18 protein-coding genes are annotated in these 22,967 nt (G+C 37.5%); 6 read left to right on the top strand and 12 right to left on the bottom strand.

Annotated features, from left to right (window positions below):
• Positions 1–68 precede the first annotated feature (68 nt).
• Entirely contained in the window at positions 69–1,688 is a 1,620-nt protein-coding gene (locus tag ICG50_RS06115) for an ABC-F family ATP-binding cassette domain-containing protein (protein ID WP_187660029.1), read from the top strand.
• A gap of 493 nt (positions 1,689–2,181) precedes the next feature.
• On the opposite strand, the gene ICG50_RS06110 is transcribed toward ICG50_RS06115, so the two are convergent.
• The 7 genes from ICG50_RS06110 to ICG50_RS06080 form a co-directional block, all read right to left on the bottom strand.
• Positions 2,182–2,835 carry a SatD family protein gene (locus ICG50_RS06110; RefSeq protein ID WP_187660028.1) on the bottom strand — a complete coding sequence of 218 codons (654 nt, stop codon included), beginning with the start codon at positions 2,833–2,835 and terminating at the stop codon, positions 2,182–2,184.
• A gap of 243 nt (positions 2,836–3,078) precedes the next feature.
• Positions 3,079–3,645 (bottom strand): REP-associated tyrosine transposase, encoded by a 567-nt coding sequence (locus tag ICG50_RS06105; RefSeq protein WP_187660027.1) that lies wholly within the window; start codon positions 3,643–3,645, stop codon positions 3,079–3,081.
• 231 nt (positions 3,646–3,876) lie between these two features.
• Positions 3,877–4,272, bottom strand: a complete 396-nt coding sequence (locus tag ICG50_RS06100) for a hypothetical protein (protein ID WP_187660026.1) — start codon at positions 4,270–4,272, stop codon at positions 3,877–3,879.
• 236 nt (positions 4,273–4,508) lie between these two features.
• Positions 4,509–5,318, bottom strand: a complete 810-nt coding sequence (locus ICG50_RS06095) for a hypothetical protein (protein WP_187660025.1) — start codon at positions 5,316–5,318, stop codon at positions 4,509–4,511.
• A 68-nt stretch (positions 5,319–5,386) separates the two neighbouring features.
• A complete protein-coding gene (locus ICG50_RS06090) occupies positions 5,387–6,226 on the bottom strand; it encodes a hypothetical protein (RefSeq protein ID WP_187660024.1) in 840 nt (279 codons plus the stop codon).
• A gap of 173 nt (positions 6,227–6,399) precedes the next feature.
• The gene (locus ICG50_RS06085; protein ID WP_187660023.1) at positions 6,400–6,900 is read right to left on the bottom strand and encodes a hypothetical protein; all 501 of its coding nucleotides are present in this window, start codon (positions 6,898–6,900) and stop codon (positions 6,400–6,402) included.
• A 185-nt stretch (positions 6,901–7,085) separates the two neighbouring features.
• Entirely contained in the window at positions 7,086–8,474 is a 1,389-nt protein-coding gene (locus ICG50_RS06080) for a serine hydrolase (RefSeq protein WP_187660022.1), read from the bottom strand.
• A 381-nt stretch (positions 8,475–8,855) separates the two neighbouring features.
• Between ICG50_RS06080 and ICG50_RS06075 the strand changes: the two genes are divergently transcribed.
• The 3 genes from ICG50_RS06075 (at position 8,856) to ICG50_RS06065 (ending at position 12,391) form a co-directional block, all read left to right on the top strand.
• Positions 8,856–10,412 (top strand): T9SS type A sorting domain-containing protein, encoded by a 1,557-nt coding sequence (locus ICG50_RS06075; RefSeq protein ID WP_187660021.1) that lies wholly within the window; start codon positions 8,856–8,858, stop codon positions 10,410–10,412.
• A 441-nt stretch (positions 10,413–10,853) separates the two neighbouring features.
• Positions 10,854–11,387: a bifunctional pyr operon transcriptional regulator/uracil phosphoribosyltransferase PyrR gene (gene pyrR, locus ICG50_RS06070; protein ID WP_187660020.1), complete on the top strand. Its 534-nt coding sequence runs from the start codon at positions 10,854–10,856 to the stop codon at positions 11,385–11,387.
• A 74-nt stretch (positions 11,388–11,461) separates the two neighbouring features.
• Positions 11,462–12,391, top strand: a complete 930-nt coding sequence (locus tag ICG50_RS06065) for an aspartate carbamoyltransferase catalytic subunit (protein ID WP_187660019.1) — start codon at positions 11,462–11,464, stop codon at positions 12,389–12,391.
• 31 nt (positions 12,392–12,422) lie between these two features.
• On the opposite strand, the gene ICG50_RS06060 is transcribed toward ICG50_RS06065, so the two are convergent.
• The 3 genes from ICG50_RS06060 to ICG50_RS06050 form a co-directional block, all read right to left on the bottom strand.
• On the bottom strand, positions 12,423–14,645 hold the full coding sequence (locus ICG50_RS06060) for a DUF349 domain-containing protein (RefSeq protein WP_187660018.1): 2,223 nt from the start codon (positions 14,643–14,645) through the stop codon (positions 12,423–12,425).
• A 181-nt stretch (positions 14,646–14,826) separates the two neighbouring features.
• On the bottom strand, positions 14,827–15,954 hold the full coding sequence (locus ICG50_RS06055) for an endonuclease (protein ID WP_187660017.1): 1,128 nt from the start codon (positions 15,952–15,954) through the stop codon (positions 14,827–14,829).
• A 9-nt stretch (positions 15,955–15,963) separates the two neighbouring features.
• The gene (locus ICG50_RS06050; protein ID WP_187660016.1) at positions 15,964–17,181 is read right to left on the bottom strand and encodes an RsmB/NOP family class I SAM-dependent RNA methyltransferase; all 1,218 of its coding nucleotides are present in this window, start codon (positions 17,179–17,181) and stop codon (positions 15,964–15,966) included.
• Positions 17,182–17,300: 119 nt separating this feature from the next.
• Here ICG50_RS06050 and ICG50_RS06045 point away from each other — a divergent pair, with 119 nt between their 5' ends.
• Positions 17,301–18,473 (top strand): poly(ethylene terephthalate) hydrolase family protein, encoded by a 1,173-nt coding sequence (locus ICG50_RS06045; RefSeq protein ID WP_187660015.1) that lies wholly within the window; start codon positions 17,301–17,303, stop codon positions 18,471–18,473.
• Here ICG50_RS06045 and ICG50_RS06040 read toward each other — a convergent pair.
• Positions 18,463–20,448 (bottom strand): KUP/HAK/KT family potassium transporter, encoded by a 1,986-nt coding sequence (locus tag ICG50_RS06040; RefSeq protein WP_187660014.1) that lies wholly within the window; start codon positions 20,446–20,448, stop codon positions 18,463–18,465. The genes ICG50_RS06045 and ICG50_RS06040 overlap by 11 nt on opposite strands.
• A gap of 131 nt (positions 20,449–20,579) precedes the next feature.
• Positions 20,580–21,776: a hypothetical protein gene (locus tag ICG50_RS06035; RefSeq protein ID WP_187660013.1), complete on the bottom strand. Its 1,197-nt coding sequence runs from the start codon at positions 21,774–21,776 to the stop codon at positions 20,580–20,582.
• A gap of 135 nt (positions 21,777–21,911) precedes the next feature.
• Here ICG50_RS06035 and ICG50_RS06030 point away from each other — a divergent pair, with 135 nt between their 5' ends.
• Complete coding sequence (locus ICG50_RS06030) at positions 21,912–22,955, top strand: sialidase family protein (protein WP_246448726.1); 1,044 nt, start codon at positions 21,912–21,914, stop codon at positions 22,953–22,955.
• The last annotated feature ends 12 nt before the right edge of the window (positions 22,956–22,967 follow it).

Genomic DNA, 22,967 nt, shown 5'->3' with positions numbered 1-22,967 from the left:
GGGACCACTGACCACTGCCAACTGAACACTATTCACTACTTTTGCACCGAATTTAATTAAACGACAATATGCTTACAGTTTCTAATTTATCGGTTCAATTTGGTAAAAGAATTTTATTCGACGAAGTAAATACCACGTTCACCCAAGGCAATTGCTACGGTGTGATTGGTGCCAATGGTGCCGGAAAATCTACTTTCCTTAAAATTTTAGCCGGCGATATCGACCCCACTTCAGGAAGAGTATTCCTCGAGCCGGGCAAACGTATGTCGGTGTTGAACCAAAACCACAACATGTTCGATGAGCATACCGTGTTGGAAACCGTGATGATGGGAAACAAAGTTTTGTTTGCCGTAAAATCAGAAATGGACGCTTTGTACGCCGATTATGATGATAAAAATGCCGATAGAATAGGCGAGTTGCAAGTGCAGTTTGAAGAAATGAACGGTTGGAACGCCGAATCCGATGCGGGTGCGATGTTGTCTAACTTAGGCATTACGGCCGACCAACATTATACGTTAATGGGTGAGATGGAAGGAAAGATGAAAGTACGTGTCTTGTTAGCCCAAGCGCTTTTCGGAAACCCGGATGTGTTGGTGATGGATGAGCCTACGAACGACTTGGATTTTGAAACCATCACTTGGTTAGAGAATTTCTTAGCCAATTATGAAAACACAGTAATTGTGGTATCGCACGACCGTCACTTTTTAGATTCGGTTTGTACGCACATTTCGGATATCGATTTTTCTAAGATCAATCACTATTCCGGAAACTATACTTTTTGGTATGAGTCGAGCCAGTTAGCGGCACGTCAAAAAGCCCAACAAAACAAAAAAGCGGAAGAGAAGAAAGCCGAGTTGGAAGAATTCATCCGTCGTTTTAGTGCGAATGTGGCGAAGTCTAAGCAAGCGACTTCACGTAAAAAGATGATTGAAAAACTAAACTTGGACGAAATCAGACCGTCGAGTAGAAGATATCCTGCGATTATATTTGACGTAGAAAGAGAAGCCGGAGACCAAATCCTGCACGTGCAAAACCTAGCCGCTTCAGTAGATGGCGAAGTATTGTTTAAGAATGTCGATTTGAATATGGCGAAAGGCGATAAAGTAGTCGTGTTCTCTAAAGATTCACGTGCGACGACTGCTTTCTACGAAATTTTAAACGGCAACCAAAAAGCCGATGCCGGAACCTTTGACTGGGGAATTACCACCACGCAGTCCTATTTGCCGAATGACAACAGCGCGTTCTTTACCGACGGCAGTTTGAACTTGGTCGATTGGTTACGCCAGTTCGTAAAAACCGAAGAAGAGCGCGACGAAGTATACGTTCGTGGGTTCTTAGGAAAAATGATTTTCTCGGGCGAAGAAGCGTTAAAAAAATGTACGGTATTGTCCGGAGGCGAAAAAGTACGTTGTATGTTATCGCGCATGATGATGATTCGTGCCAATGTGTTGATGCTGGACGAACCAACGAATCACTTAGATTTGGAATCGATCACGGCGTTTAACAACTCGTTGAAAAACTTTAAAGGTTCGGTATTGTTCACCACGCATGACCACGAGTTTGCGCAAACCGTAGCCAACCGAGTGTTAGAAATTACGCCAAACGGGGTTATCGATAGGTATATGACTTTTGATGAGTACTTGGATGATGAGAAGGTGCAGGAGTTGAGGAAGAAGATGTATAATTAAGATACTTAATATAAAAACCGCCTTTTGGGCGGTTTTTTGTGAGTTGTTTTGTTGAGTTGGAAGTGTACATACAATAGAAGTCATGATTTATATATACCGTCGTTAGACAAAGTTTTTGAAAATACAAAAATGTTTAAATGCATAAAAGTAAAATATCGAAATCAAAATTGTACTTAAATTTCCAATAAGAAAATAATCATTTTTAATCTCTTTATGCTCAGATATTCTAGTCCCTAATTTTAATGTTCCAAAAACTATTAGGATTGGCGGAAAATTAGAAATCAAAAACACTGTGATTATAAATCTCTCCATAATACCTTTAAATGTAGAAATATTTAAAAGAAGAAATTTTTTATCTGCATGAGTATTTTCATTATTTATCTCTTTTTCTTGGGCAATCACACTTTTCTCGAAATAATTCTTGAGATATTTGAACCACGTAAAGTTAAATATAAATTCTCCCAAGACAAATATTAAAACAAATACTAAAATTTTACTTAGCAAGATCATGTTCGTAGATATATGTTATGTTATAAATTATTTTTTTTAGTGTTTCAAATTCTTCTATATTTAGGCTTTTTCTTCTTCTCCATGCTGTCGACCTATTTATTTCAAATTTGTTAGCGATTGTTTTGTAATCGTCATGAATAATAAAATCACTAACTATTTTATATTCATTAATTTTCCATGAGTCGATAAAATATTGAAATATTCGAAATGTATCATTCAGCATTTTTTCTACTCTCCATTCTTCTTTCTTTAATTTTATTAAAAATCGACTTTCTGAATTTTTTAAATTATTTAATTCTTTCCTTGCATCAGTCAATCCCTTTCCAAGCATTTCATATGCTATTTGGCGATTTATTTGTGTCTCAACTTTCCCAAAATTTAAAACATATCGAAGTTTGAAACTTAATCCTTTGGATAGGATAAATTCTTCTATTTCGATAATAATATTCACGGCATTTTCAACTGTATCTATGATTGCCTGAAATTCATCTCCCAATGTGATTGTTAGTGGAGAAATTATATTATTTCGTTGATTCTCATTAATATAATTGACAATACTCTTAAACTCTAGCATTAATTTGTTAGAATCTTTTTCTCCACTATCGAGAATATCCGCCATTAAAATTGCATAATACATTATTATATATTTTCTACAAAAATAGACAAATTGCATTAATACTGCAATATATATGTTTGTTGCGTAAATTCCGCAACGTTTTCAAATTTAGCTTAGCGTTTCACATCTTAGTGTTTGTTGCAATTCCAGTAAACTGCGTAATGTCTACTAAGATATGCTTTTTACGTGAAAAATAGGTAAACTCAATAAAATCCAGCCATTGCGCACCGCTACCGCGCGAATCCTTTCGCGTGGCAAATGCTATTACAACTTAAAATACCTAAAAACATAAACCCCATCCAACAACCCTTTTTCTCCGGCATAATCCGGAGCACTACTGTATTTATAATCTTCAGGTCTAAATACAATACCTTCTTCAACCGGATTGTTATGTATATAATCTATTTTTTGCTGAATGACTTCATTACTCCACAACTCTATTGGCCTGCTGTCATGTCGCCAAAATTGAAAATTAGTTGTATTTGAACTCTTTGCGGCTTCTTTTTTAAAATAGTCCAACAAATACTCCTTTCTGCTTTCTTTTGGATTTTCTTGGATGGCTTTTACAATACGTCTGCTTGTAAATCTTTTAAAATCGCCTAGTAATAATTCAGGCTTTTGATTATCTGTACTTCTAAAAATTAAATGCACATGATTGGTCATAATACACCAAGAGTGTATTTCCATGCCTTTGCTTTTTTGACAAAATTCTAAGCTTTCTAAAAGTAAATCTTTGTATTCATTTCTGGTAAATACATCTAACCAGCCAACAACGGCAAAACTGACAAAATACAATCCCTCAGGATTATGAAACTTGTAATTCCTGCTCATACTGTTCTTTTTACCAAAGCTAATAAAAGTTTTTTAGAAGTAGGTTAAGTATTACGTGGGAGTGGGTAGGAAATATGACCACGCGAAGGGATTCGCGCGGTAGCGGAGGTAGGAAATATGACCACGCGAAGGGATTCGCGCGGTAGCGGTGTTAAGTATTACGTGAGAGTGGGTAGGAAATATGACCACGCGAAGGGATTCGCGCGGTAGCGGAGGGTCGTTATTTTATTTTTATTTAAATACATTATCACTAAACATTTGAAAGTAACAATCCGCTAGATTATTACCTTCTGAAAATTCATTGATATACAACTGTAAATCAAACTCTGATATATACAACACCTTATTTTTGACCTCTTCAAATTCTTTAGCTGTATATGTCCGAGGTTTTGGATGACCTGTCCCAAAAGTCGACTGAGCTTCATGGAAAAGTATGTAATATAGCGCCTTAAACCTATATGCACTTGATTTTATTGCGTCTAAATCTAGTTCTGAAATTACGAATTCAAAAGTCCTGTCTACATGACCTGATGCAACAGGAAAGCTATAGGTAAGACCAGTTTCACTTTTATAAATAAAGGGACTATAACCTTCTTTCAGTCTATAAACCTCACTCTCTTTTTTCATATCTTATTTTAATATTCGCGCGGTAGCGGGGGGTAGGAAACACAACCACGCGAAGGGATTCGCGCGGTAGCGGGGGGGGTATTGATAGATATATGACTTTTGATGAGTACTTGGATGATGAGAAGGTAAAAGAGTTGAGAAAGAAGATGTATAATTAATATGGGAAAACCGCCTTTGGGCGGTTTTTATTTGAAAAATACTTTAAGATTTAGCAAACTTTTGTTGACAAAGTAAATTTAAAAAGGGAGGTCATTAATTATTCCTCTCGATTTAAGGTCTTTTATTATTTCGTTTACACACTTTATACAATTAAACATTAAATCTTGTGCTTCATCTGCATCATAAATAAGTTGGGGATGTTGTGTTTTATTTCTGTAATATATTCTTAAACTATTAAGATTTTGCATTAATTCTTTTGGGGGATGTGGTATTATATTTCCAGCAGTTATTTGAGCTTCTATTTCTGAATGAAAATTCCCCCAAGTTTGTGTATCTGTTGCAACTTTGCCAGTTAAGTTTGAATAGTAAAATTTCAAGACATCTTCAGTACCTCGTAAAGAATGAAAAGCACTTGCTGTATTTCTATCAAATGCTAAACATTTACCACTTTCAATAAAATCAAATCTTGCAACATCAGGTAAATGCAAAAAAGTGGCAATTGAGAATATAGAATCTATTTCATCAATAAGTTTATCAGTACTTATTCTTTTTTCTTTTAAGAGATAACCGGTTTTTATACTTAATTCTGCGTCAAGTGTTGGGTCAGCTTTCTTAATAAGTTCAATTATTTTATCGTATAGGGTTGGCTCAACAACTTTTTTCTTTTTAGTTCCGACATTTAGTTTGTTTAATGCTTTTATATTATCATTCCAACCATACATTTTTAATAATGATTTTGTGACTTTTAAGTCTAAATCATTTATGAAATCTGAGTATCTAATTATATCCTTTGCAAATTCCTCAACTGTTTTATGAGAGCTATCATTCATCAAAATGTAATAATTAAATCCAAATGAATAATAATCGTATAAACTTACTTTATGCATGTTTTGTATATTTTTTTAAGTTATTTATTAATGTTAGCGTATTGCAAACTGTTTTACTTGCTAATTTTTTAATTTCCAAAGTTACTTGTTCCCGAAATAAATTGAATTATTGGTTCTGCTGCGGCACCTATAAAACCAACAATTAAACTCCAAATTAAAAATAAAATCCAATTATTTCTAACTATTTCAAAAATCCCAGTTGGCGTTAATCCATATATTTTAATAATGCTCGCATTAACTTTTAACTTGTTTTTTTCTTCAAGTGTTAGGATTCGGTCAATTATTTCTACTTTTCTGCTAGTTGACATATGAAGTTTTAAATAGTCTCTATCCTCAAATGATTTTGCTTCATCTTTTCCTATTAATGCATCTCTATCGGAAATTTTATTTCTTTTTGCTAAATTCAAAAGTTGTCCGCTTGGCTTGTGTTTTTCAAAATTGTATGTATATATTAAACCTAAGTTTTCCGGTAAATCAAATTTAAATTGGTCTTCAATTTCCTTTCCGTTACCTCCTAAAATTCTATATCTATTTCCAATTGCTTCAAAACCATAACTTGAATTTCTCATATTCCAATGAACCCAATTATGTGTTGAATGCCTTTTAACAAATTCAAAAAATTCTTTTAGCATTTGTTTCTCTAAAAAGTCATTTTCTATATCTGTAATACAGCATAAATCTTTCTTGTAAAATTGTGCTTGTAAGTGAATAGAAAAAGTCTTCGTTAAATTATTTCCTCTATTTTTAATGCATATTGAAGTGATTCTTGGAGTTCTCCCTTCGAGATTGAAGAAAGATTCGCAACTATAGTGGATAATTAATGTCTTGCTGTTAGATTTTTTTAATTTTTCAATTATATCTCTACCTTTTTTTCGGTCGTCTAATCTTTCTGATTGAAATATGCCCATTTTCTATTTTTACGTATTTTTTTAAGGTAGCCGATAGTACAATGCCTTTTGCAAAAAATTCGACTATTTATTACTGATGATTCCAAGTACAAAACTTAGTTTTGAATTTCCTGAGAAAATTTGAGATAATTCCATGTCACGCAATTATTGCAAACAGTCTTTTTTAGAAGCGTTTATTTATTTGTAATGTAGAAACGTAAACTATTTGAATTTCTAAATTCAAAATAACTGTAGCTTCCATCAGCCTCAACTACATGTGAAAATAAGTATTTATCATTTTGCGTTTCAATTAAATATGTAAATAACGTTAACTCTCGGTCATATTTCTTTTTGAGCACTTTAAATTCTTCAATAATACTACCATCTTGTAATGTTATAACGATGTAATTGTTAGATATGTTTATAATGTAATCAACATCTGTTTTCTTTTCAGAACTCTTATCTACGCTTATTATTTTATCTTTCTCAACGTTATATTCACCTTTAAAACTCTGTTCTTGTTTTACTGAAGTTTGTATAAATTTTTCATTAGAATATTTTTCTTTTATTTTTTCTAATTTCACACTTTCTTGAGTTTGAGCTAAAGGTTTTTGTCTATTTGCATTCATTTCTTTTTGTTGACAGGAGAAAATAAATAAGCATAAAGAAAACATAGTGAGGTGTTTGATTTTCATGAGATTTTTGTTTAGTTTTGAAATAACATAATCGTTGAATATATAGATTGATAAGTTAAACCAACCTATCTTCCCAAATATAAATAATCCCCACCAATCCCTTTCATTTCTTGTAAAAAAAATCTGTTTATCGGGTTTTTTGGGGTTTTGGTCGGGAGTGAGGCGTTAAGCAATGGCGAAACCTCTTATTTAATCCGCTTCCCTTCAATCGTATTCCCGTTCTGCAATAAAACCAAACCGGTAATGGCGCCTGTTTCGCTGGGAACGAAGTGAATTTGCGCATCGACTACTTTTAGAAAAAACTGGGTTTCATTTTCGGCAAAAATAGGGAAAGCGTTTTGTCCGGTTAGTTGCGCTAATAGCTGGTCTTTGTCGCTGGTGACGGTGATTTCAAATCCCGGTTGTATTTCGTATACGCCTATGAATTTCTGGAGTTGCTCGTTGGTTAAGGCAATTTCTTTTCTTTCTTTTTTGGTCGGCAATGGCTTGTTGTACAATATACTTCTTAAGGAATTAATAGGAATGGCTACTTTTTCATGGTTGCTCAAGATGATGATGGTTTTGTCATTGTCGAGGTGACGGTCGATATAGGTTTTATAGCCCGGCCAACCGCCGCTGTGGCTTGCCATTTTGCCATAATCGGGGTTGTTTTCTATAAACCAACCGAATCCGTATTTCGTGGCAGAACCATCAGCTAAAGCACCTGACTTGAACACTTGTTCCATGCCGCTTTTAGACAACAGTTGGTTGGTATACAAAGCGCGATCCCAGAGTAACAAATCATTGGCGGTGGAGTTGACCGTTCCGTCACCCACAATCCCATCCAGCCAAACCACCATTTTGGTTTCGGCCAAGTCATCCGGAAGGACAAGCTTTTTTAATTCGTCGGAATACACATAACCGTAGGCATAGTTGCTTACTTTTTTGGGTGCATATCTTCGGGTGTACACAAAAGTGTTGGTCATTTTTAAAGGCGTAAATAGGTTTTTTTGCAAATAGTCGGCATAAGACATCCCGGAAGCTTTTTCAATAATGGTCGCCAACAAGGCATAACCGGTATTGCTGTATTCCCATTTGGTGTTGGTGTCAAACAACAATTTAGGTTGTTCTTTGGCCAATAAGGTTACGATATCGTCATTAGTCGCGATTTTATTTTTGTCAAATCGGGTTTCCATCAGTTCCATATAATCGGGAAGTCCGCTGGTGTGGTGCACTAAGTTTTTTATGGTGATATTATCATAATAAGCCAACTCAGGAATGTATTTTGACATCTTATCATTGATGTTCAGCTTGCCATTTTCATGCAGTATGGCGATGGCCATGGCGGTAAACTGTTTGGAAACCGAGGCCAATTCAAAAATGGAGTTTTCGTTGAGCGGCTCTTTGGTTTCTTCATTGGCTAAGCCAAATGACTTTTGGTAAATCACCGTACCCTTTTCTGCAATCAAGTAATTACCGTTGATTTTTTGTTGGGCATACATAGCGTTGAGCAAACTGTCCACTCTTTTAACTCGGTCTTGCCCAAAGGTTAATTGTACGATTAAAAGAAGGGCGATAGTGATTTTTAGTTTCATGATTAATGATTTTGAATGTTGGTTGGTTAAAAGTATAAAAAATAATAACAATTTTAACGATTGGTTTATGGAAACGTTTGAGGATTAGGGATAAGGGAAGAGGGATAAGGGGATTGAGTGCATGTTTTTCAAATCCGAAAAGTATGCAACCAATTTGAGTGCATAATTTTCAAAACCGAAAAGTATGCAACCATTTTGTGTGCATGTTTGTCGAAACTAAAAAGTATGCAACCATTTTGTGTGCATGTTTTTCAAAACTGAAAAGTATGCACAATAGGTTTTTGGTGTAAAAAAGAGGTGTTTCGTTCTAACACAAAATCCAGCCATCTGCCCTAAGGTAGGGTGTGACATTTGTTAAATGTTATACAACAAACCAACATCATGAAAAAAATTACAAAACTACTAGCCGTAACCTTATTGTTGTTTTCAAGTTCCAATGCATTGTCACAGTACAGTTTAGACTGGGAACAAAATGCCGGTTCGGAGGCAAAGACTTCTCAAATGAGTGCGGTAGATTCGCAAGACAATATTGTGGTAACAGGCCATGCGGCCACCAGTTCGATATACACCAGAAAGTATAATATTTCGGGTACCTTGCTTTGGGAAACTACCGATTCATCGGGAATCAACAGCGTTTATGAAAAATCAAATTGGGTTAGCTGTGACGCCGACAACAATGTTTTTGTGGTGGGTAATCAATATGCTTATTCAGCTTCCATAGAACGTGATTATCCACAAGCTATAGTAGCGCTAAAGTATAGCCCGACAGGAACTTTGCTTTGGAAAACGGTAATACCTATCTCTATTCTTATTACCAATCAAATCTCTTTTGACTGTCGCAGTGTTGTAGATGCTAGTGGCAATTTATACATTGGCACATCCATAAACAATGGCGCAACGTTGATTAAACTCGATACCGGCGGCACGGTGGTTTTTACCAATTCGAGTACGGCAAATTCACCTATTAATTTTAATGGTATGCGTCTCAGAAACAATAAAATCGCGGTAGTTACCAGTAGTCCAAACCCAAATGTTGCTCCTGTTTTTGTTTGGGATACCTCAGGTACCTTGCTGTGGACGGCTAATGCTGTTGGGCTGATTGCCGCTGACGTAGAAATGGATGAAAATGAAAATGTATACGTATTGTGCAGCATTTATTATCAAGTAAACCCAATCACTTGGGATTATGATGCCAGATTGGTAAAGTATAGCCCAACCGGGAGTTTGTTATGGAGTTACAACTACGACTTCGGAGGGTATAATTTTGTAACGCGGATGACTTATGCAAACAATCGAATTAGTGCTATAGGTTATGGCAATTCAGCCGGACTAAAATGGCAGACATTTCAAACCGACACTAACGGAACATTGCTTTGGTCTTCCCCCTATATAGAGTCGGCTCCGGTAACCGTAAGCGATTCCTATCCGAAGTATGTTATAGCAAAACCTACAGGAGAAGTAATCGTTACCGGTGTAGGCGGACCAACGCCTAATCCGAGCTTTCCTTCTACGAATCAAATGCCGATTGTGCAATACAGTAATACCGGTGTTCAAAATTGGGTAAGCACCCCTAATATATATGCAGGAACCGGTTTGGCAACCGCTTTTGCCAGTGATGGAAGTTTGTATGCTATTGGTTCCAGAAACATGTACGTTTTTCATTATGATTCAACCCAACTTTCTACTAATGACACTAGTGTTTTTACTAAAACAATAGTGTCGCCAAACCCCTTTAACGACAAAATAACCATAACCGCCAACGAGATGAATTTGCCATCAAAGGCAACAATATTTGATATGACCGGAAAAGAATTGCTTTCGGTTACCTTGCTCACTTCAAGCAATGAAGTTGAATTGTCCTCGTTAAAAAGCGGTATTTATTTTTGCCAACTTATTTCAAACAAAGGGATTGAAACGGTAAAAATGGTAAAGCGATAATGTTTTGATTATAGTTTTATTGAGGTAAAATCCAATTATTTGCAGAGTTGTCACCCTGATTTTTCCTGCCCTGAGCCTGCCTAAGGGTCGAAGGGCTTCTTTACAATACAATTTGTCCTAAAACCCAAAAGTATCCTACATTTCGTGCTACATTTTTTTCACTACTGAAAAGTATGCTACATTTTTGTGATCATGTTTTTCAAAACCGAAAAGTATGCACAATGGTTAAAAATAGGTGCTAAGGCGCTAAGGGACTAAGGTTCTAAGGTTTGAAACTCTTTGGTTATGAAGACTTAACAGCAAAGAACACAAAGTATTTCGGTTTAAACGAAACCAACTGAACACTGACCACTGAACACTGATCACTGCCAACTGTCCACTGCAAACAAATTTGCCTCGCTTAAAAAAAAACGCTACTTTTACCACCCAAACAACACTACCATGAGTCAAAAAGTATTGCTCACTTCCAAAGAAGTCAATATCATACTCCATCGTTTGGCTTGTCAGTTAATCGAAAACCACCTCGATTTTTCCCATACCGTTTTAATAGGCATACAACCGCGAGGCACTTATTTGGCCAATCGTGTTAAGGCTATTTTGGAAAACGATTACCAAATCAAAGACGTGCAGTTAGGGTTTTTAGACATTACGTTTTTCCGCGATGATTTCCGTCGGGGCGAAAAGCAATTGGAAGCCAACAAGACGCAGATTGATTTTTTAGTCGAAGACAAAAAAGTGGTTTTTATTGACGATGTGCTATTCACCGGAAGAAGTATCAACGCGGCTTTAACCGCTGTGCAGTCCTTTGGAAGACCGTCAGAAGTAGAACTTTTGGTCTTAATCGACCGAAGATTCAGCCGCCATTTACCGATACAACCCGATTACCGCGGGCGTCAGGTGGATGCGATTAATGATGAGAAAGTAATCGTGTCGTGGAAGGAGAAGGATGGGGAAGATGCGGTTTACTTGGTTTAGCCTAAAGGGATAAGGGATAAGGGAAAAGGGATAAGGGATAAGAAAAACAAACAACATACAACATACAAATTAAAATGTCCGAACTGTCAGTCAACCATTTACTAGGGATTAAATACCTGCAAAAGCAAGACATCGACTTGATTTTTGAGACGGCCGATCATTTCAAAGAAGTGATTAACCGCCCGATTAAGAAAGTGCCTTCGCTGCGCGACATTACTATTGCCAACATCTTTTTTGAGAACAGTACGCGTACGAAACTCTCTTTTGAATTGGCGCAAAAGCGATTGTCTGCCGATGTGATTAGTTTCTCGGCAGCACAATCTTCGGTTAAAAAAGGCGAAACGCTGATTGATACCGTCAACAATATCTTATCAATGAAAGTGGATATGGTGGTGATGCGTCACGCCAATCCGGGTGCGGCTTACTTCTTATCGCAAAATGTTAAAGCCAGCATCATCAACGCCGGAGACGGTGCCCACGAACACCCAACGCAAGGGTTACTGGATAGTTATTCTATCAGAGAAAGACTGGGTGAAGTAGGAGGCAAGAAGGTGGTCATTGTAGGCGATATTTTGCACTCAAGAGTAGCCTTGTCTAACATCTACGCTTTGCAAATGCAAGGGGCTGAAGTGAAAGTTTGCGGCCCAAAAACACTGATTCCGAAATACATTGAAAGTCTTGGGGTAACGGTTGAGCCTAACTTGCGTAAAGCGTTGGAATGGTGTGATGTAGCCAATATGCTTCGCGTGCAAAACGAACGCATGGATGTGAATTATTTTCCATCGACCAGAGAATATGCCCAACAATATGGAGTAGACAAAGCCTTACTGGATTCGCTCCACAAAGAAATCATCATCATGCATCCCGGACCAATTAATCGCGGGGTCGAAATCACTTCAGATGTCGCCGATTCACAGCAGTCGGTTATCTTAGACCAAGTCGAGAACGGAGTAGCCATCCGAATGGCGGTGATTTATCTCTTAGCTTCTAAAATACAGCAATAAAAAAAGCCTCGATAAATTCGAGGCTTTTTTGTTATTCCGTTTTCAAATTTCGAAGTTGTTTCAGCTTGTCTTTCAGCGTGGCCAACTCTTCTTTTTTGAAGTCGATGTTTTTCATTACTTCTTTCACCATTGGGTTATCGGCTTTCGCATTGGCAAAGAACTGGATGTTGTTTTCCAATTGGAAAATTTCCCCTTGTACTTCGTCAATTTTACGCATGATGAATACTTTTTCATTGTCCAACTTACGAGTATCTGAGCTGGCCAAATGGTCTAACTTATTGGCATAACGCGCCATTTCGTTGTCTTTTTTGCTCAAGCTCAATTTCTCGAATAAGGCATCCAGGATTTTATTGAATTTCCCTTCAATGTGACGGCGCGGGAAGGGTACTTTCCCAAAGCCTTTCCAGGTTTCGATGTGCGCTTTGATAGCGTCTAAGTCGGTTTTGTGATCGCCCACCAGTTCAAAAGCTCTTAAGGTTTCTAAGTAGGCTTTCTTCTTTTCAAAAGCTTCTACTTCTTCTTCATTCACCTCAGATTTTTGCTCTTTCAATTTCTCGAAATACTCGTTACAAGCCGCTCTGAATTCGGCCCAAAGTTTGTCCGAGAATTTTCTTGGCACATGACCAATGGTTTTCCACTCTTCCTGAATTTGCTTCATTAATGGCGTCGTGGCAGCATAATCGGTACTTTCTTTTAACTCATTGGCTTTAACCACCAACGCTTGTTTTTTAGAAAGGTTATCGTTTTGGTCTTTTTTAATGTCTTTGTAGAAAGCGTTTTTCAACACGTTAAAGTTTCTCACGGCATTTTTAAAGGCAGTCCAAGTATCTTCATTCACTTCAGAAGGTACTTTTCCGGCGGCGAAGAATTGATTTCTCAAGGCTTCTACTTTTTCAATTTGGCCTAACCAAGCCGCATGAGAGTTTACTTTTTCTTGTGCCAACACTTCAATCTGTGCGATGATGTCTTTCTTCTTTTCTAAATTGGCAGTTTCCACTTCGCGCAATTGTTCGTATAGACTTTCGCGTTTGTCGTGCATTTGTTTGGTCAATTCGCTGAAGCGGTTCCAAATTTCCTCACGTTGGTCGCGTGAAACCGGTCCGATATCTTCTTTCCAAAGACGGTGCAAGTCTTGCAATTCACGGAAAGCTTTGTTGATGTCTTCTTCGTGAACCAATTCTTCTACACGCGCTATGATTTTTTGTTTTTGCTCTAAATTGTGTTTGAAATCCAAATCACGCGCTTCACGGTCTAAGTGAAGAATGTCATAGAAATTCTCTAAATGGAAGTGGTAATTGTTCCAAACGTGGTTGTATTTGTCTTTCGGAATAGGTCCGGCTACTTTCCAACGATCGCGGATGTCATTAAATTTCTTCAAGGTCACCGGAATACTTTCCTGACTGTGGATTAAGTTTTTAAGTTCCTCTACAATCGCCATTCTGTTTTCTAAATTGGCTTGTAGGTTGCTTTGTAAACTTTTAAAATGCGTATTTTTCTTGTCGCGGTATTGCGAGTATAATTGGTCAAATTTTACCTTAAGTGGAAAATGATAATGGAAATCTTCTGTAGTATCCGGGTTTTCGGCGTGGAATTCGTCTTTTTTCTCTTCGATAAAATGATGGTATTTCGACAAGAAAGCTTTTTTCAATTCTTCCACATGGTCTTTTACCGACATCACTTTTTCGACTACGACTAAAGTACCTAACTCATCCACCAATTGCTCCATAGACAAGGTTTCGTAATCCAGCATAGGAATATCGTGACGCTCTTTTAACGATTCGTCTTCGCCTTCTTCAGCATTCACTTCTTGGATAGCGTCTATTACTGAATCACTGGCAGCTTCAACAACAGGTGTGTCGTCGGCTACTTCTTCGGGCGTTAATTCTATAACTGTTTCGCTAGCTTCTTCAACCGTTTCCGGAGTTTCTTCTACTGCTTCAGGTGTCGCTACTTCTTCTACAACTTCTTCTACTAAAGCTTCTTTTTCAGCGGCTACTTCAATTTCGTCTTCTGAAAGCGCTTCGGTTAAAACAGCTACTTCAACCACCGGTTCTTCGGCTACGGCTTCAGTAGTTTCATCGGCTACTTCAACCACTTCTTCAGTAGTTTCGGTGGCGATAGTAGTTTCCACTTCCAAGGCAGGACTTGCTTCCTCGGTTGTAGTTTCCTGATTTTCAGTAGCGGTCGTTTCTAAAGATTCGTTTACTACATTTCCATCTGCATCTTGCAGGTTATCATTCTTTTCTTCTAACATTTGAATAAATGTTTAAGGGTTACACATTAAGAGGGCGAAAGATAGTAAAGATGCGCTAAAGTTCAAAGAAAATCAGTGTTTTCTGTGATGCGTTACATCGATTATTTGTGCTTTCTGAAGTGAAAAACAAAAAAACGCCGTTGAATTTCAACAGCGTTTCTCGTTATAAAGGGTGCTAAGTTTAGTTGATTAACACTTTTTTAGTCACCGAATCGATATTGCTCGACAATTTTATAAAGTAAAAACCTTTAGGCAAATTATGGAAAGTATACGTGTTATTTTCTAAAGCCGGACTTTTGATTTGTTGTAAAACCTGACCGTTGATGGTGATGATTTCGATACCGTCAAGTGCAATTTCAGTTGAAATCGTTATGTTGCCATTGCTTGAAGGATTAGGATAAACCGTCACAGCATTTAAACTTTCAAAAGTAGAAGTAGCCAATGGCGTTCCCCAGATGGCGGTCACATAACTGTTGGTGTCAATAAACGGATTTCTATTGCTTTGACGGGCGTAAATAGCATTGTTTCTGTCGATCTCTCTCTGACTTACAGGATCTTGCTGGTTCCATGTTAATAATATATTTAAGAACGTTGGAGAGAAAGATTGACCGGTTGAACCGTCAAACATTACCTTAGATAATGAACTGGAACTGTTGTAAAAGCTAACCAATTGGTCTTCATAGCGCGTTACAAAGTACAAAAGCATACGAGCAATATCGCCTTTAAATTCGTTGATTGGTTCGAAAACAGTGGCGGTAAATCCGGCAGAATACCCCGAGTTTAAATTCAACCCTCTTTTAGAACCGTTAGAGTAAGTAGTTGTAGCATTGTTCACTCGTCCAAAAGGGAAATCACCTCTTTGGGCATTGACATACTTATCCGAAGGAATTACAAAGTGCGCATCAGAAAACATTGGCGTTACGCCGCTCCCGAAATAGGATTGTGGCACCAAATGCTCTCTGTTGTAACGTTCACATTCATTATTGCCTAAAGTACCGTCATCTTGTAATCCACCGCCATAAACAAATTCACATTCAGGACCGGTTGGGTTCTCCGTGTACATGTCTAACATGGTATCGTTGTTTTCGTAATACCCATCAATGTCAGAAGTCAAATAAGTGATGTATAAACCCGAATAGGTTCTGTCGTTATGATCGTTGATGATATTGAACAATTGCGTTTTTAAGGTGTATCCTGTGCCTGTAGCCGTGCTGTAATAGCCCGGAGGAATGGCAGTAACCGATTGGGTTTGTTGGGCAAAACCAACAAGAGTTAGGCTTAAAAATAAAAGGGTAAAGAGTTTCTTCATGGGTATTTTTTATTGTTCTTTTCGTTCTAATAAGGCCATATAAAAACCGTCAAATCCGGTGTCTTGTGCCAAAATTTTGGTGTCTTTTACAAAGGTAAATGATTTTCCGATTTCAGTGGTTAAAAAACGCTTAACTTGTTCCTGATTCTCAGAAGGTAAGACGGAACAAGTGGCATAAACCAGTTTGCCGCCCGGTTTTACAATTTTAGAATAATTTTCTAAAACTTCCGCTTGTACTTTTCTGATGTTGTCTATGAATTCCGGTTGGAGTTTCCACTTGGCATCGGGATTTCTTTTTAAAACCCCTAAGCCGCTACAAGGGGCGTCAATTAAAACCCTATCGGCTTTTTCATGAAGCTTTTTGATGACTTTAGTCGAGTCGATAATGCGGTATTCTATATTGAAAGCGCCGTTTCTTTTGGCTCTTAATTTTAATTGTTTGAGTTTGCTTTCATACAAATCCATGGCAATCAATTGTCCTTTGTTTTGCATTAAGGAGGCCATGTGTAATGTTTTTCCACCGGCACCTGCACAAGTATCCACTACTCGCATTCCGGGTTGTACATCAAGGAAAGCAGCAACCAATTGCGAAGAAGCGTCTTGTACTTCAAAAAAGCCTTCTTTGAAAGCATCGGTTAAAAATACATTCGCTCTTTCTTTTAAAACCAGCGCATCGGGTTGGTCTTTGAGGTATTCGGTTTCGATGTTTAAGTCCATTAAAATGGCGCGTAGTTTTTCCTTCGTCGTTTTTAGCGTATTAACTCTCAGAATCACTTGCGCTTGCTTGTTTTGGGCCGCAATTTCTTTGGTCCAAATGTCTTCGCCTAATTCTTTCACGCCCAATTCATCCATCCAATCCGGAATAGACTCTCGCATCTTTCTGATTTTAGACAACTCGTCAAAACGGCCTTTGATTTTGCGTTCCGGTGTCCCTTCCAATTGTCTCCAATCGGGAATAGGGTAACCGCGTAAAACGGCCCATACGGCAAACATTCGCCATAATTGGTCACGGTCGAAAGGTTCTTTTACATCGGCAATTTCCATGTAAAGTCTTTTCCAGCGTACGATTTCGTAGATGGTTTCGGCCACAAATTTACGGTCGGAACTTCCCCAACGTTTGTCTTTTTTTAAGGCACGAGCCACAACTTTATCAGCATATTCGCCTTCGTTAAAGATGGCGTTTAAGGAATCAATGGTGGTGTAAACTAAATTTCGATGTAATCGCATGTTGTAAAAAAATAAGCGTGCAAAGATATTCCTTTTTTGTTATCCAAACTTAAAATTAACGAGGTAAAAACAGTTGGGCATAAGAATTTCCTATATTTGATTAAATTAAAATCCTTGAAATGAAAGATGTTAAGTATTTTTATGGGGCCTTATTTCTTTTGGCTTGCGTTACATTTGGATTTGCCCAATCCTTTCAAGTGGGGCATACGACCCTAACTTTTACGGATCCCAACAGAGGGAATCGTTTAATTGCTACGGAGATTTATTATCCCGCCGATGTGGCCGGTGACAATGTAGCTTTGACGGCTACTACCGGTAGTTTTCCTGTTTTGAGTTTTGGGCATGGCTTTGTGATGACTTGGGATGCGTATCAAAATTTTTGGAGTGCTTTGGTGCCGAATGGTTATATCATGGCATTTCCCAAAACAGAAGGGTCATTTTCCCCTTCGCATTTAGATTTTGGAAAAGACTTGGCTTTTGTGATAGCGCAAATGAACCTTTTGAACGTTGATAACACGTCTATTTTTTTTAATAGAATTAGTGATATGAATTCGGTTATGGGACACAGTATGGGCGGCGGTGCTTCCTTTTTAGCGGCCCAACTGAACAGTGCAATTAAAACGATAGTCAATTTTGCGCCGGCAGAAACCAACCCGTCAGCAATTAGTGCGGCTGCTTCGCTAACCATTCCTGCGCTTGTTTTTTCCGGAGTGAATGATTGTGTAACGCCACCGAATGTGCATCAAATTCCGATGTATAATAGTTTGGGAAGTACTTGTAAAACCTTGATTAATATCATAGGCGGTAGTCATTGCCAAATGGCTAACAGCAACTTTTTTTGTAATGTAGGCGATGGATCTTGTACGCCTCAACCTACCATTACCAGAGCGTTTCAGCACAATATCATCAATACCTATCTTTTGCCTTGGTTGAATTATCAGTTGAAAGGCAATTGCAGTCAAGGGAGTTTATTTGACAGTCAAATTTTGACCGATATGGCCATAACCTATCAAAAGAATTGCATTCAGTGTGTTAATTTAGAGACGAATACCGCAGTGTTGGAGAATACAATTAAAGTTTATCCTAACCCGATGAATGATTTTGTTTCGATAAGCGGAATAGCCGGCAATACCTACCATATCGCGATCTATGACAGCAATGCCAAGCTCGTTGTTGAGCAAACATTTACCGGAGCCACAACGATAGGTACCGATAATTTGGCCCAAGGCGTTTACTTCTACACTGTTTCAACAGCAGGAAAAGTATGGTTAGAAGGGAAAATTATAAAATAGTTCGATCGCCATCAATTCTGCGCATTTCGATTTTTTCCGGTGCGTGAAGGACCAATGGGAATTGTTCAATTTTAACCGAACTACTGTCTAAACCAAATCCTTTTTCTTCAGACAAACTCAATTTTTTCATCATGAAATAAGTGTTCATAATAATTTTTTCGAAGAATGTTAAATCGCTGTCGTTGGACAAGAATTTTTCGGAAAGCACAAATTTGAAATCGCCGATGATATTGTTTTTGTTCAAGGATTCATATCTACTGGTGATATCTACTTCACCGCGATCTACCATTTCTTTGATGACTTGTTTGAACATGAGGTTGATTTTGGTCGGTTCTCTAAAGCCGAGATAGAAATCAATACGGTAAATATCGTCTTTGATAATTTCGGTCACACGGTATTCTTTTTTATAAGGTTCGCTTAGAACGTTTACGTGGATAAACCAATACAAATCGGCACGCTTAGGACGTTTTTGAAGAATAGAATACATTACTTTTTCTTCTATTTCGTCGCTGCGGTTGGAGTTGGTCATATAAACCAAATGCGTTGCATATTTTGGGATGGAAAGGTCAACACTCAATTCAGCCAACACTTTTTTGTAATCGTCAATTTTGACAATTTTGGTGTAATTTTTACTAATTTGTTTGGCCAAATACCAAGTGGCCATTACCCCAATCAGTGCCGAAGCAATGATTAATGTTACAAAACCGCCATGAATGAATTTTGGGAGAATTGCCGCCAAGAAGCTAAGCTCAATTACCATATATGCCGTGATTAAGGCACCAATGATATACCATTTTATTCTTTTCATGATTAAATAAAAATTCAATAAAATGGTGGTCATAATCATGCAAAGAACTATCGCTAAACCATAAGCATGTTCCATGGCACTTGACTTTTCGAAATACCAAACGATACCGATACAACCTAAAAGCAATAACCAGTTGATGGAAGGAATATACAATTGTCCTTTTACTTCGGTTGGGTATTTAATTTTAACTTTTGGCCAGAAATTCAAACGCATGGCTTCATTAATCAAAGTAAACGAACCGCTGATTAAGGCTTGGGAAGCTATTACTGCGGCTAGTGTAGCTATAACTACTCCGATAGGTTGGAACCAATCGGCCATAATTAAATAAAACGGATTACCGTCTTTTCCGCCTAATTGTTCTAAAGTTTGACCTTCATGGCTTATCAAATAAGCGCCTTGACCAAAGTAATTTAGCAACAACATCGCTTTTACAAATATCCAACTGATTCGGATGTTTTTGCGACCACAATGTCCCATATCCGAATATAAGGCTTCGGCTCCGGTTGTACACAGAAATACAGCTCCTAAAACAAAGAAACCTTCAGGGTGAATTTGAAGTAATTCGTAAGCATAATAAGGATTAATCGCATTAAAGACTGAAAAGTCATTCATGATTTGTAATGTTCCTAAAATCCCCAACATTGAAAACCAAATCAGCATCATAGGGGCAAAAAACTTTCCGACTAATTTGGAGCCAAATTGTTGTATGGTAAACAATACAAACAAAATACAAATTACTATTATTTGAATGGTCCTGGTTTCCATGGCGTAGAAAGTATTAATTCCTTCTACTGCTGCTGAGACCGAAATCGGAGGCGTAATAATTCCGTCAGCTAATAAGGCACTACCGCCAATTATGGCCGGAACAATGAGCCATTTTATTTTGGTTCTTTTGACCAAGGCAAATAGGGCAAAAATTCCACCTTCCCCGTGGTTATCAGCACTTAGGGTTATGATTACGTATTTGATAGTGGTTTGTAAAGTTAATGTCCAGAAGACACAAGATATTCCACCTAAGACTATATCCCTTGAAATAGCATGTCCACCAAGGATAGCTTTCATTACGTAGAGCGGCGAAGTACCAATATCTCCATAAATTATTCCTAATGTCACTAACAATCCACCTACGGATAATTTGCTATGAAGACTACTGTTGTGCGAACTCATAATAAAAAGTTAAAGACTGCAAATTTATACCTTTTTGAAATATCTGATTATGGAATAGGCAATTATTTTTAAAAAACAAAAGACACCGCCTAAGCGATGTCTTTAACCAACAATTAAACTATATTTATTAATTAACTTCTTCTGTTACCTTTTGATCCATTGTCGCCTCTTTGAGAGTTACTTCTTTGACTTGACATTTCTCTTTGTCCGCCTGAATTGCTTCTTTGATTTGACATTTCTCTCGGAGCATTATTTCTTGGTGACTCGTAACTTCTGCTATTGCCGTTTGAGGTAATTGCTCTTGGTGATTCACTTCTTTGATTCGAATTGCCTCTTGGTGAAGCTTCCTGAGTTCTAACGGTTCTTGGCGATTCATAACTTCTGGTGTTGCCATTTGAAGTTATCGTTCTAGGCGATTCACTTCTTTGGTTAGCATTGCCTCTTGGTGAAGCTTCCTGAGTTCTAACGGTTCTTGGTGATTCGCTTCTGGTATTGGTGTTTTGTCTTGGTGAAATTCCGGTATTGTTATTTCTGGTGTTATTGTTGTTCGCCAATTCTCTGTTACCAACCGTTCTGATGTTTCTGTTTTGGTCTAGTTCATGACGGTTAGCATAACCACTGTTTCTTACTTGGAAGGAACGATTCGGGTAACGAACTTCATAACCATTTCCTCTTCTACCGCCTCTGTAGTAGCCGTTATAAGCCACTTCACATCTTCTGTAATTTACATAATTGTAGTGGTGGTGCAAATTAATGTGGATACCAATATGACTTCTGTATCTAAAAATTGGAAACGGTGTCCATGCATAATAATAACTTGGGTAATATCCCCAATACCAAGAAGAGTAATAAGGTCTGTAATCATTTATCCAAAAAGAGGTATAGATTACAGGAGTATAAGAATATACCGGTTCGTAAATGTAGTTCGGGCCATACATGTAAACATCACCTACTACTTGTACTTGTACGCGATTATCTCTATCCCTTTGTACTTCAACGGTAGCAACGTCTTGAAAAGTATCGCGTCCTAAAACCGATTGGATCACAATCAAGTGGGCATTGCCTTCAATGGTTTCAATTACACGCAAATAATCGACTTGATTGTCTTCGTTTAAATCCAAATTAGAAATTTGAATTTTCGGGTCATTTAACCTTCTTTCAAAATCGGCTAAATCTCTGGAATCTCCAAAAATGGAAGCAACCGCTCTTAAATCAAGGTTATCACTGATTTCAGAATTGTAGGCTGAAACCGTAGTCCTGTCCTGGGCAAAAAGGGTAGTGATGCTCAACAAGGACAACACTGACAAGGTTATAATTTTAGTTTTCATAATATATAATTTTAAAGTGGAATAGTTTTGAAAAGCAACATCCAATTACTGTGCCACAGAAATTTTCAACTATTTTTTAACTTAATCTTAACTGCTTCAAAATTTGTATATTCGCTTTAAATCCCAGCGTTTTTAATGAGAAAGTTATTTTTTATCAGGTATGTTTTTTTTCTTTTTTTTGTAGCCAATGTAAATGCTCAGACTTTTCAATCAGTTACTATTGATACTATTTTGAAAGATAAAATTAGTATTAGAGCGATTTCAGTAGCAGAAGGGAAAATCTATTTCTCCGGAGATAAAAGTAGAGTAGGCTACGTGCTATATCCTAAAGACGAGAGTCTTATTAATGCGGAAATTGTTAGGGATACTTTGGTCTATGAATACAGAAGTTTGGCCACAAACGGTAAAGATATTTTTGCGTTGTCTATTGGCAATCCGGCCAGATTGCATAAATTTTCAAAGGACTTACTGAATAAATCTTTAGTTTACCGAGAAGATCACGATAAAGTTTTTTATGACAGCATGCAATTTTGGAATACCAAAGAAGGTATCGCTATTGGTGATCCAACCGCTAATTGTCTTTCTATCATTATCACTCGAGATGGAGGAAGCTCATGGCATAAAGTACCTTGTGAAAGTTTGCCTAATACTGTGGAAGGCGAAGCTGCTTTTGCGGCCAGTAACACAAATATAGTTTTAAAAGGCAACAAGGTTTGGATAGTTTCCGGTGGAAAAAAAGCAAGAGTTTTTTATTCTTCAGATAAAGGCAAGACATGGCAAGTGCAGGAAACACCTATAGTACAAGGTGAAACTATGACGGGAATCTTTACCGCCGATTTCTACGATGAAAACATCGGATTTATTGCCGGTGGTAATTATGAAAAGCCAACCCAAAATTTTCAAAACAAAGCCATCACAAAAGACGGTGGAAAAACATGGAATTTGATAGGCGAAAATACCGGATTTGGGTATGCTTCTTGTGTGCAGTTTGTACCAAAATCAAAAGGGAAAGGGATAGTTTCAGTAGGAGCAACCGGTTTGCATTATTCTGCGGATGGCGGTCATACTTGGAAACAATTTTTAACTGACTCCACTTTATACACGATAAGATTTTTAGACGAAGACACTGCTTTTGCAGCAGGAAAGGATAAGATTGTCAAAATAGAGTTTAAAAAATAAGAGAGCCAATTG

Source organism: Flavobacterium buctense, from assembly GCF_014486695.1.
Taxonomy (GTDB): Bacteria; Bacteroidota; Bacteroidia; order Flavobacteriales; family Flavobacteriaceae; genus Flavobacterium; species Flavobacterium buctense.
This window is presented reverse-complemented; position numbering and strand designations above follow the sequence as displayed.